The 10,990-nt window shown below is 71.9% G+C and carries 8 protein-coding genes; 3 read left to right on the forward strand and 5 right to left on the reverse strand.

Translation table 11 applies throughout. The features are described from left to right. Positions 1-345 precede the first annotated feature (345 nt). The gene (locus AOK15_RS30455) at positions 346-1,536 is read right to left on the reverse strand and encodes a lipid-transfer protein (protein ID WP_055521564.1); all 1,191 of its coding nucleotides are present in this window, start codon (positions 1,534-1,536) and stop codon (positions 346-348) included. Continuing rightward, positions 1,533-1,958 carry a Zn-ribbon domain-containing OB-fold protein gene (locus AOK15_RS30460; RefSeq protein ID WP_055521557.1) on the reverse strand — a complete coding sequence of 142 codons (426 nt, stop codon included), beginning with the start codon at positions 1,956-1,958 and terminating at the stop codon, positions 1,533-1,535. The genes AOK15_RS30455 and AOK15_RS30460 overlap by 4 nt, the downstream gene beginning before the upstream one ends. 279 nt (positions 1,959-2,237) lie before the next feature. Between AOK15_RS30460 and AOK15_RS30465 the strand changes: the two genes are divergently transcribed. Then, entirely contained in the window at positions 2,238-2,774 is a 537-nt protein-coding gene (locus AOK15_RS30465) for an NUDIX domain-containing protein (protein ID WP_055521558.1), read from the forward strand. 29 nt (positions 2,775-2,803) lie between these two features. Here AOK15_RS30465 and AOK15_RS30470 read toward each other — a convergent pair whose 3' ends face one another. After that, complete coding sequence (locus AOK15_RS30470) at positions 2,804-5,170, reverse strand: glycoside hydrolase family 31 protein (RefSeq protein ID WP_055521559.1); 2,367 nt, start codon at positions 5,168-5,170, stop codon at positions 2,804-2,806. Between the two features lie 211 nt (positions 5,171-5,381). Here AOK15_RS30470 and AOK15_RS30475 point away from each other — a divergent pair, with 211 nt between their 5' ends. Both AOK15_RS30475 and AOK15_RS30480 read left to right on the forward strand, forming a co-directional pair. Beyond that, a complete protein-coding gene (locus AOK15_RS30475; protein ID WP_055521560.1) occupies positions 5,382-7,361 on the forward strand; it encodes an acetoacetate--CoA ligase in 1,980 nt (659 codons plus the stop codon). A gap of 110 nt (positions 7,362-7,471) precedes the next feature. Beyond that, entirely contained in the window at positions 7,472-8,380 is a 909-nt protein-coding gene (locus tag AOK15_RS30480) for a hypothetical protein (RefSeq protein WP_055521561.1), read from the forward strand. Between the two features lie 74 nt (positions 8,381-8,454). Here the strand turns inward: AOK15_RS30480 and ptsP are convergent, their stop codons facing one another. Together ptsP and AOK15_RS30490 are read right to left on the reverse strand one after the other, a co-directional pair. Then, entirely contained in the window at positions 8,455-10,125 is a 1,671-nt protein-coding gene (ptsP, locus tag AOK15_RS30485) for a phosphoenolpyruvate--protein phosphotransferase (RefSeq protein WP_055521562.1), read from the reverse strand. A gap of 77 nt (positions 10,126-10,202) precedes the next feature. Next, complete coding sequence (locus AOK15_RS30490; RefSeq protein WP_055521563.1) at positions 10,203-10,652, reverse strand: PTS sugar transporter subunit IIA; 450 nt, start codon at positions 10,650-10,652, stop codon at positions 10,203-10,205. Positions 10,653-10,990: the final 338 nt, after the last annotated feature.

Consider the following 10,990-nt stretch of genomic DNA (forward strand, 5'->3'; position numbering starts at 1 on the left):
GGGGTGCGGCGGGAAGCGGCGAGGGACGGGTCGTCAGATTGACGACCGGCTGGAAGGCGAGCGGATCGTGTCCGACCGGGAAGGCACGGCAGCATGATGGCGCCGCCCGCACCTTCCGGAACCCGGTTCATGAGCTGTTCACACATGAGTCCGGGTCCGGCACGGCCCGGGCGCACACCTGTCCGCCCCTCTCGGACACCCGGCCGACCCCGGCGCCGAGCCACCGCCCCCATGGGGCGCGTCACCGCAGCCCCATCACCGCGCTCCCGACCACGCGCGTCACAGCCCCATCACCGCACTCCCGACCACACGCGTCACAGTTCCACCCCGCTCCCGACGCACGCGTCACCGCACCACGATCACCGCCGACCCATGCCCGAACAGCCCCTGGTTCGCGCTGAGCCCCACCCGCGCCCCCGCGACCTGCCGGTCACCGGCCTCGCCCCGCAACTGCCGGACCAGCTCGCACACCTGGGCGATCGCCTGCGCCGGAACCGCCTCGCCGAAGGACGCGAGACCACCGCTCGTGTTCACCGGTAGGCGACCGCCGAGGGCCGTCACCCCCTCCCGCAGCAGCTTTGCCCCCTCACCCTCGCCGCACAGCCCCAGATCCTCGTACCACTGCAACTCCAGCGCCGTGGAGAGGTCGTAGACCTCGGCGAGCGACAGATCGTCCGGTCCGAGGCCGGCCTCCTCGTACGCCGCCCGCGCGATCGACGCCCGGAACGCCTCGGCACTCGGCTCCACGGCCACCGCGGAGTCCGTCGCGATGTCCGGCAGATCCAGCACCGTGGTGGGGTAGCGCGGCGTCACCGTGGACACCGCCCGGATCCGCACCGGCCGGGCCACGCCGTGCCGCCGCGCGAACTCCACGCTGGACAGCACGAGCGCCGCACCCCCGTCCGAGGTGGCGCAGATGTCCAGCAGACGCAACGGGTCCGCGACGACGGCGGAGGCTGCGACCTCCTCGGCGGTCACCCTCTTGCGGTAGCGCGCGTACGGATTGAGCGCCCCCAGCGCCGCGTTCTTCACCTTGACCCGGGCGAAGTCCTCCTGGGTGTCACCGTGCACCGCCATCCGGCGCCGCGCGTACAGCCCGAAGTACGTCGGGTTGGTCGCGCCGAGAACCCGGAACCGCAGCCAGTCCGGATCGTCCGGACGGTCCCCGCCCGCGGGCCGGAAGAACCCCTTCGGCGCCGCGTCCGCACCCACGACGAGCACGACGTCCGCGAGACCCCCGAGGATCTGTGCCCTGGCGGCGGCCACCGCCTGCGCCCCCGACGCGCAGGCCGCGTACACACTCGTGACCCGCGCCCCCTGCCAGCCCAGCGCCTTGGCGAAGGTCGCCCCCGCCACGTACCCCGGATAGCCGCCACGCACCGTGTCGGCCCCGACGATCGAACCGACGTCCCGCCAGTCGATCCCGGCGTCGTCCAGCGCGGCCCGCGCGGCCGCCGTGCCGTACTCGACGAAACTCCTGCCCCACTTGCCCCACGGGTGCATGCCCGCGCCGAGCACCGCCACCTCACCCGTCACGCTGTCACCCCCGTCGGCCGCCAGTGCCATGTCGTCCAGGTCGTCTCCGCGTCCTCGTACAGCACGCCGGGGACGACCTCCACCTCCATGCCCACCGCCAGATCGGCGACGGTGACCCCGGGAACGGCCTGTCCCAGCACCACGAGACGCTCCGCGGCCAGTTCCACAGCGATCAACGCGTACGGCTCCCACGGAAGTTCCGGATCGGACACGTAGGGTGACGGAGGCCGGTACCGGGCGTCGGTGTACGACCACACGCGACCTCTCCGGGACAGCGGCACCTCCCGCAGCTCGCCCCCGCCGCACCCCGGATTGCGGCAGAACGCGTCCTCGCGCGGGAAGAACACCGCACCGCACGCCGAGCAGCACGTGCCGAGAAGACGGAACCCGTCGCCCTCTCCGGTGAACCAGCCGGTGACCACAGGTGTGCGACCGTGCGACAAGGCGCCTCCCCGGCAACAGATCTGATGAACCGTCAGAATTTTGGACCGTTCGGGAGTCTGTCACGGGCGATTCGAATTGAGCAGGCCCCGGAGCGAACCAACCGGCCCCTCCCGGCGTCGCAGTATCCGTGAGGGGTGGCCGGGGCCCACGGGGGTGGTTCCGGCCGCCCCTCACTCGTCCCCGACCACCGGCCGCGCGGTGGCGCATTGCGGCGCCCCGACAGGACGACCAGCAGATGATCGGATACAGTCCGCCGCGTGTCCGCAAATCAACACCCAACCGCCAACTCCGCACCGGACTCGCATTGTTCCAGTTGCGGAGCGCCCTACGGTGAGGGCGTTTCCGGCTGGCCCCGCACCTGCGAGGCCTGCCACACCGTCGCCTACCGCAATCCGCTCCCCGTCGCGGTGGCCCTCCAGCCCGTGTACGACACCAAGGGCACAGCCCTCGTCGTGATCACACGGACCATCGCCCCCGCACGCGGGGGCACCGCCCTGCCCGGCGGCTTCATCGACCACCGGGAGGACTGGCGGCACGCCGTCGTCCGCGAGCTCAAGGAGGAGACGGGCATCTGCGCGGCCGACCGCGACGTCCGCCTCGCCGACGCCATGAGCTCACCCGACGGCCACCTGCTCCTGTTCGGGCTGCTTCCCGAACGCCCGGCAGCCAACCTCCCGCCACCAGCCGCCACCGACGAGACCGAGGGCTGGCACCTGCTGCGCAGACCGACCGAACTCGCCTTCCCGCTGCACACCCTGGCGGTACAGGCGTTCTTCGACGGCCGCTACATCTGAGGGCCGCTGCACCTGAGCCGAAACGGCGCTCAGTCCTGGTCGAGCCCCCGGACCCGCACCGGGTACGCGGGCTCGACCGGCCCCTCGTCCCCGTCCCGCTCCACCACCACACGCCGCCCCTCCCAGCGCGTCGTGTACCGCTCGACCTCCGGCTCGTCCCAGCCGTCGCCCGCGTCCGGCACCACGAGCCCACCCCCCGTCCGCCCGCGCGCGGGTGCCCACACCTCCAGCTCCAGGCCGCCGTCGGCGCCCCGGACCGGCACCACGGCACCCGCGCGCGCGAGAACCGGAATCCGCGACATGGGCGCGTCGACCACCACCGGCCCGGGCCCCTGATACGCCTTCCCGGTCACCGTGTCGTACCAGCGCCCCCGCGGCAGTTGCACCGCACGCCGGTCCACTCCCGGTTCCAGCACCGGCGCCACCAGCAGGCAGCCACCCAGCAGGAACGCGTCCTCACAGTCCCGCAACGCCCTGTTCTCCGGCGCACCCCACCACACCGGGCGCACATAGGGCGCCCCGGTACGCCGCGCCCAGTGGGCCAGCGTCATGAAGTACGGCAGCAGCCGCCGCCGCTCGACGAGCGCCACGCGCGCGTGCTCGACGACCTCGTCCCCGAACTCCCACGGCTCCCTGCGCCCCGCCCGCATGCTCGCGTGCGTACGGAACAACGGCAGATACGCCCCCAGCTGGAACCACCGCAGGAACAGCTCCGCCGACGGGCTCCCGTCGAAACCGCCTACATCCGGACCCGAGTACGGCACCCCGCACAGTCCGAGCCCCAGCACCAGCGACAGCGACGCCCGCAGCCCCGGCCAGCCCGTCGCCACGTCCCCGGACCACGCGCCCCCGTACCGCTGCATCCCGACCCACCCGGAACGCGAGAACACGAACGGCCGCTGCTGGGGCACCAGCTCACGCAGCCCCTCGTAGCCGGCCCGCGCCATGCACAGCGCGTACACGTTGTGCGCCTGCCGATGGTCGCCGCCCCGACCCTCCAGCTCGTGCCGCGCCGACCGCGGCAGCGTGTTCTCCCCGAACGCCACGAACGACGTCGGCTCGTTCATGTCGTGCCAGAAACCGGCGAAGCCCCGCGTGAGCCTCTCCTCGTACAGACCGCCCCACCACGCGCGCGTACCCGCCCGCGTGAAGTCCGGGAAGACCGACTCCCCGGCCCACACCAGCCCCTCCACGACCCGCCCGGCGGCATCCCGCACGAACGCGTCCTCCGCCCTCCCGCTCTCGTACACGGCGTTCCCCGGCTCCGCCTTGACCGCCGCGTCGACGATCGACACCAGCCGGACGCCCTGACCCCGCAGCTCCTCGGCGAGGTCCGGCAGCTTCGGGAAGTGCTCGGCGTCCACCGTGAACACCCGGTGGCCGTCGTAGTGGTCGATGTCCAGATGGATCGCGTCGAGCGGCAGCCCGTGCTCCCGGTACCCTGCGACGACCCGCCGCACCTCCTGCTCGCTGCCGAACCCCCACCGCGCGTGATGGTGCCCGAGCGCCCACGCCGGCGGCAGCGCCGGAGCGCCCGTGAGCGCCGCCCATGCGTGCAGCACGCGCGCGGGAGTGCCGACGATCACCCAGCAGCGCAGCGGCCCCCCGGACATCCGCAGCTCCGACCAGCCGGCCCGGTCGTGCCCCGACCCCGCGCCCTCCTCGCCCCCGCGCAACGTCACCGTGCCGTCCCACGTGGAGTCGTGGAACACCAGATGCGTCCCCGCGTCGGCCACCACCATCTGCACCGGCATCGTGATGTACAGCGGATCATCACCAGGCTCGAACGGGTGCCCGGGATCCGTGTTCCACAGCCGATACGTTCCGTCACGCAGCCGGGGCCCGGCCGCGCGCCCACCCAGACCGAAGAACCGGGCATCGGCCGCGACCTCCGAACGCTGCGTCCACCGCGCCTCGCCCCCGCCCACCGGCTCCCACCAACGGGGCGGCAGATCACGCCGCAACATCACCCCACCGGGCGTACACACCTCCACCGCGCCGTGCCGCGACACCACGACCGTCACCCGCTCGGCCACGACCCGCCAGCCGCCGTCCTTGTCCGGCTCCAGCTCGGCCCGCGGATCCGGCTCCGGGCACCGGCCCGCGAGGGCGTACGACGGCTCCTGCCCGGCCCCGTCCCAGCCCCAGAAGACGGCCCCGTTCACATCCACGGTGATCCGCAGCTCCGTCCGGTCGAACCGCACGACCCCGCCGCCCGGCCCCGGCTCCACGTCCCGCACCGGCCCCGGCACCCGCGCCCGCTCGGCGCCCCGCGCCACCAACCCGGTGGCGTCGGAACGCCTCCTGCGCCACGCGGCCCGCACGGTACGCAGCCCTTGAACCGCCCCCGCCGAACCGATCGCCTTCACCGAACGCACCAGGTCACGACCGTCCATGCGGCTCACCCTGCCATTGACCGGCCCGTTTGTGTGAGTCGTTCAACTTCCGTTCACCCAGGGTGACGGCACACTTCATGTCACCGACCAACTCCGGCACACCCTGGTGCCGAAGTCGATCACATGGCATCGTCCGTGGTGGCCGCGTCACGCGCACACCCCGCTCGTGCGCGCCCGACGCACACGACGCGCACAGTCCGGGAGCCGACCCATGACCTCAGCGAACCCCTCGCCGCTCTGGCAGCCCGACGCGGACCGCATCGCCCGGGCCCGGATCACCCAGTTCCACACCTGGGCGGCCGAGCACCACGGAGCCCCCGCCGACGGCGGATACGCGGCCCTGCACCGTTGGTCCGTCGACGAACTCGAGACCTTCTGGAAAGCCGTCACCGAGTGGTTCGACGTACGGTTCTCCACCCCCTACGCGCGCGTGCTCGGCGACCGCGCCATGCCCGGCGCCCAGTGGTTCCCCGGAGCCACCCTCAACTACGCCGAACACGCCCTGCGCGCCGCAGCCACCCGCGCCGACGAACCGGCCCTCCTGCACGTCGACGAGACCCACGAAGCGCGCCCGGTGACCTGGGCCGAACTGCGCCGCCAGGTCGGCTCCCTCGCGGACGCCCTGCGCGCCCTCGGCGTACGCCCCGGAGACCGCGTCAGCGGCTACCTCCCGAACATCCCCCAGGCCGTCGTCGCCCTCCTCGCCACGGCCGCCGTCGGCGGCGTCTGGACATCCTGCGCCCCCGACTTCGGCGCCCGCAGCGTCCTCGACCGCTTCCAGCAGGTCGAACCGGTCGTCCTGTTCACCGTCGACGGCTACCGCTACGGCGGAAAGGAACACGACCGCCGCGACACCGTCGCCGAACTCCGCCGCGAACTGCCCACCCTCCGCGCCGTCGTCCACATCCCCCTGCTCGGCACCGACGCCCCCGACGGAGCCCTGGAATGGTCAGCGACCACCGCCGCGGACACCGAGCCGACCTTCGAACAGGTCCCCTTCGACCACCCCCTGTGGGTGCTCTACTCGTCCGGCACCACCGGCCTGCCCAAGGCCCTCGTCCAGTCCCAGGGCGGCATCCTGGTCGAGCACCTCAAACAACTCGGCCTCCACTGCGACCTGGGCCCCGAGGACCGCTTCTTCTGGTACACCTCCACAGGCTGGATGATGTGGAACTTCCTCGTCTCGGGCCTCCTCACCGGCACCACGGTCGTCCTCTACGACGGCAGCCCCGGATACCCCGACACCGGCGCCCAGTGGAGCGTCGCCGAACGCACCGGCGCCACCCTCTTCGGCACCTCCGCCGCCTACGTCATGGCCTGTGCCAAGGCCGGCGTCCACCCCGGCCGCGACTACGACCTCTCCCGCGTCCAGTGCGTCGGCACCACCGGCTCCCCGCTCCCGCCCGACGGCTTCCGCTGGCTCCACGACGAGGTCCGCGAGGACCTGTGGATCGCCTCCGTCAGCGGCGGAACCGACGTCTGCTCCTGTTTCGCCGGAGCCGTCCCCACCCTCCCCGTCCACATCGGCGAACTCCAGGCCCCCTGCCTCGGCACCGACCTCCAGTCCTGGGACCCCAGCGGCAAACCCCTCACCGACGAAGTAGGCGAACTCGTCGTCACCAACCCCATGCCGTCCATGCCGATCCACTTCTGGAACGACCCCGACGGCACCCGCTACCACGACAGCTACTTCGACACCTACCCCGGCGTCTGGCGCCACGGAGACTGGATCACCGTCACCTCACGCGGCTCCGTCGTCATCCACGGCCGCTCCGACTCCACACTCAACCGCCAGGGCGTCCGCATGGGCTCGGCCGACATCTATGAAGCGGTCGAACGGCTCCCCGAGATCAAGGAATCCCTGGTCATCGGCATCGAACAGCCCGACGGCGGCTACTGGATGCCCCTTTTCGTGCACCTCGCCCCGGGGGCGACCCTCGACGAAGCCCTTCTGAACCGCATCAAGCGGACCATCCGCGAACAGCTCTCCCCACGCCACGTCCCGGACGAGGTCATCGAGGTCCCCGGAATCCCGCACACCCTCACCGGCAAACGCATCGAGGTCCCCGTCAAGCGCCTCCTCCAGGGCACCCCCATGGAGAAGGCGGTCAACCCCGGCTCCATCGACAACCTCGACCTGCTGGATTTCTACGAGGGCCTGGCCCGCGAGCGAGCCCGCGACCGAGCTTGAGGGGAGCCGGGCGCCGGGCGTCGCGGGCGGCACACCGGGCCGGCTCCCGTTGTCAGTGGCTCCGGTTACTGTGAGTGAGCATTGATCGACTGCTCGCACAGGGGGAGACCATGGCACACACCGGCCACCAGAGCATGCGCAGGGTCCTGCGCCGCGAGATCGCGGGCACCATCGGCCTGCTCGCGGACGAGCACGACTTCACGGCCATGCGGCGCTACCGCAGCTTCACCTTCGACGACCACACGACCTACCTCGACCAAGTGGAAGCCCTGCTCCGTACCCGCGCCGAGCAGGGCAACCACACCACAGTCGCCCTCTTCGACCCCGAGGAGTACGCGGAGTTCTGCACCGAGACGGGCCTGGAGCCGGACATCCCCTCCAGCCGCACCCGCTTCACCGCCGAACTGGCCGCGACGGGCGCCGCCGTCCCCTACGAAGGACAACCCCTCACCGAACTCGTCCCCGAACTGATCGACGAAGCGGTCCGCAAGGCCACCTGGGAGTACGCCACCACGCTCCTCGCCCAGATCGGCACCTGTGCCTGCTGCGGCGAGGACATCGGCCGCACCTCGTTCGCCCGGGCCACGGACCTCCTCACCCGCATCCTCGACACGGCCGCACCGGGAGAACGCCACCTCGTGTGCAGCGTCTCCTCCAAGCCCCAGGCACTCGTCGCCGTCATCCGCGCGGAACAGGACCCCGACGGAGCCACCCGCCTGGACGAGACCGAGGCTTTGGAGTTCGCCACCGTCCTCGCCCTCGGCATCGCCACCCGAAGCCCAGGCGGACTCGTCATGCGCACCAGCGCCCCCGACACCACCGACCGGGTCTACGGCTGGCGCCTGCGCGGCGACGGCCTCGAACCCCTCACCGCGGGCGAGGTCTTCGACGCGTACTGCACCGACGTGATGTCCGGCGACCTCGTCTCCCCGGAGTCCGGCGTCGACTACTGCACCCCGCCCGACCTCGGGGACGGCCTCGGCGATGGAGGCACCGCCTCGGACGGACGCCTCCACTGAACGCGCGAGGGGCGCCCCACCCGTAGGTGGAGCGCCCCTCGACCGCAGCCGATCAGCACGAGATCAGCGCGAGGTCATTCGCCCGACAGCACCGCCTGAGCCGCGCCGCGCGCCTCCTCGGCCGTGTCCGCCGCCCGAGCGGCAGCCGCCGCACGCTCGCACTGCGCCAGCGTGTACTTCGCCAGCGTCGCCCGCACGTAGGGGATCGACGCCGCGCCCATGGACAGGGAGGTGACACCCAGGCCCGTCAGCACACACGCGAGCAGCGGATCCGAAGCCGCCTCACCGCACACACCGCAGCTCTTGCCCTCGGCCTTCGCCGCCTCCGCGGACAGCGCGACCAGGTCGAGCAGCGCGGGCTGCCACGGATCCTGCAGCCGTGACACCGCACCCACCTGCCGGTCGGCCGCGAACGTGTACTGCGCGAGGTCATTGGTCCCCAGCGACAGGAACTCGACCTCCTGCAGGATCGACCGCGCCCGCAGAGCCGCCGACGGGATCTCCACCATGGCCCCGAACTTGGCCCGCAGCCCGGCCTCACGGCACGCGTCGGCGAACGCCTTCGCGTCCGTGCGGTCGGCCACCATCGGCGCCATGACCTCGAGGTACACCGGCAGCCCCTCGGCGGCCTTGGCGAGCGCCGTCAGCTGCGTGCGCAGCACCTCGGGGTGGTCCAGCAGCGTCCGCAGCCCACGCACACCGAGCGCGGGGTTCGGCTCGTCGGCCGGCGTCAGGAAGTCCAGCGGCTTGTCGGCGCCCGCGTCGAGTACGCGGACGACCACACGCCCCTCGGGGAACGCCTCCAGTACCTTCCGGTACGCCTCGATCTGCTTCTCCTCCGACGGCGCCTGCTTGCTGTCGTCCAGGAAGAGGAACTCGGTGCGGAACAGGCCGACGCCCTCAGCCCCGGCCTCCACGGCCGCCGGCACGTCGGAGGGACCGCCGACGTTGGCGAGCAGCGGCACCTTGTGCCCGTCGGAGGTGGCTCCCGGCCCACTGGACGCGGCCAGCGCGGCCCTGCGCTCCGCGGCGGCGGCCTCCAGTTCGGCCTTCTTGTCCGCGCTCGGGTTCACGAAGATCTCACCGGTGCTGCCGTCCACGGCCACGACCGTGCCTTCGGCGAGTTCCCCGGCGCCCGGCAGGGCGACTACGGCCGGCACACCGAGCGCCCGCGCCAGGATCGCGCTGTGACTGGTGGGCCCGCCTTCCTCGGTGACGAAACCGAGCACGAGCGTCGGGTCGAGCAGTGCGGTGTCCGCAGGAGCCAGATCGCGGGCGATGAGGACATACGGCTCGTCACTGTCCGGCACACCCGGCATGGGCACCCCGAGCAGCCGGGCGACGATACGGTTCCGCACGTCGTCGAGGTCCGCGACCCGGCCCGCGAGGTACTCGCCGGCGCCCGCGAGCAGGGCCCGGTACGAGGCGAACGCGTCGTAGACCGCCCGCTCCGCCGTGCTCCCCACGGCGATTCGGCGCTCCACGTCCGCCATCAGTTCCGGGTCCTGGGCCATCAGCGCCTGGGCCTCGAGCACCGCCTGGGCCTCGCCGCCCGCCAGATTGCCCCGCGCCATCAGGTCGGCCGCGACGGCGTCCACGGCCTTGCGGGCCCGTCCCTGCTCGCGCTCCGCGTCTTCTGCCGGTATCTGCTTGGCAGGCGGCTCCAGTACCGCCGTGCCCATGTGCCGAACCTCGCCGATCGCCACACCGTGGCTGACACCGACGCCTCGCAGCGTTGTCTCCATCTCACCCGTCTCCGATAGTGCGGCGGGCCCCGCCGCCGCGGTGGTTGTGGAACTTCCCGTGCGGTACGGACCTGGCGTCACTGCCAACCGAAGAGCGCGTCACCGGTCTTCACGTCTTCGTCGAGGCGGAGATCGGAAAGGGCGTCGGCCGTGGCCTCCAGGGCCACGACCGGACAGATCGGCGACTTGCCCGCGGCCACGACGGCGGCCGGGTCCCAGCGGACCACGGCCTGCCCGCGCTGCACGGTGTCGCCTTTGTTGACGAGCAGCTCGAACCCTTCGCCGTTCAGTTGCACGGTGTCGATCCCGAGATGCGTCAGCACGCCGTGCCCCTCGCTGTCGACCACGACGAAAGCGTGCGGGTGCAGCGAGACGATGACTCCGTCCACGGGGGAGACGGCCTCGGTCACGTCACGCGCGGGGTCGATCGCCGTTCCAGGGCCGACCATCGCTCCCGAGAAGACGGGGTCCGGTACTGCGGCCAGTCCGATGGCGCGTCCTGCGAGAGGGGACGTCACGGTGGTCATGGGAAGCCTCCCAGGGGTGGAGCTGCGCGTACGAGCCGGCACCGCTTGCCGCGGGCGACTCTGCCCAGCAGCGTATGTCAGATGCGGGGTTCCCCACGGAAGATACCGCCTGGTGGTCTAGACCACCAGTCCAGTGGATTTGCACGCGCTCCGGAGCCCGCTGTACAGTCGTAGACCTGCTCGGGGCCGAGCGGCGCCACTGAGCGTCCCGCCCCAAGCGGCAACCAACTCGTCAGATCCTAACTCGGGGTCCGCTTCCGCATGTCTGCGGGAGAGTGGTCAGAGGGACGGAAAAACACTGATAGTGTTGGAGACAACGAAGGGAAGCGCCCGGAGGA

This window comes from Streptomyces ossamyceticus, from assembly GCF_001418475.1.
Classification (GTDB): Bacteria; Actinomycetota; Actinomycetes; order Streptomycetales; family Streptomycetaceae; genus Streptomyces; species Streptomyces ossamyceticus.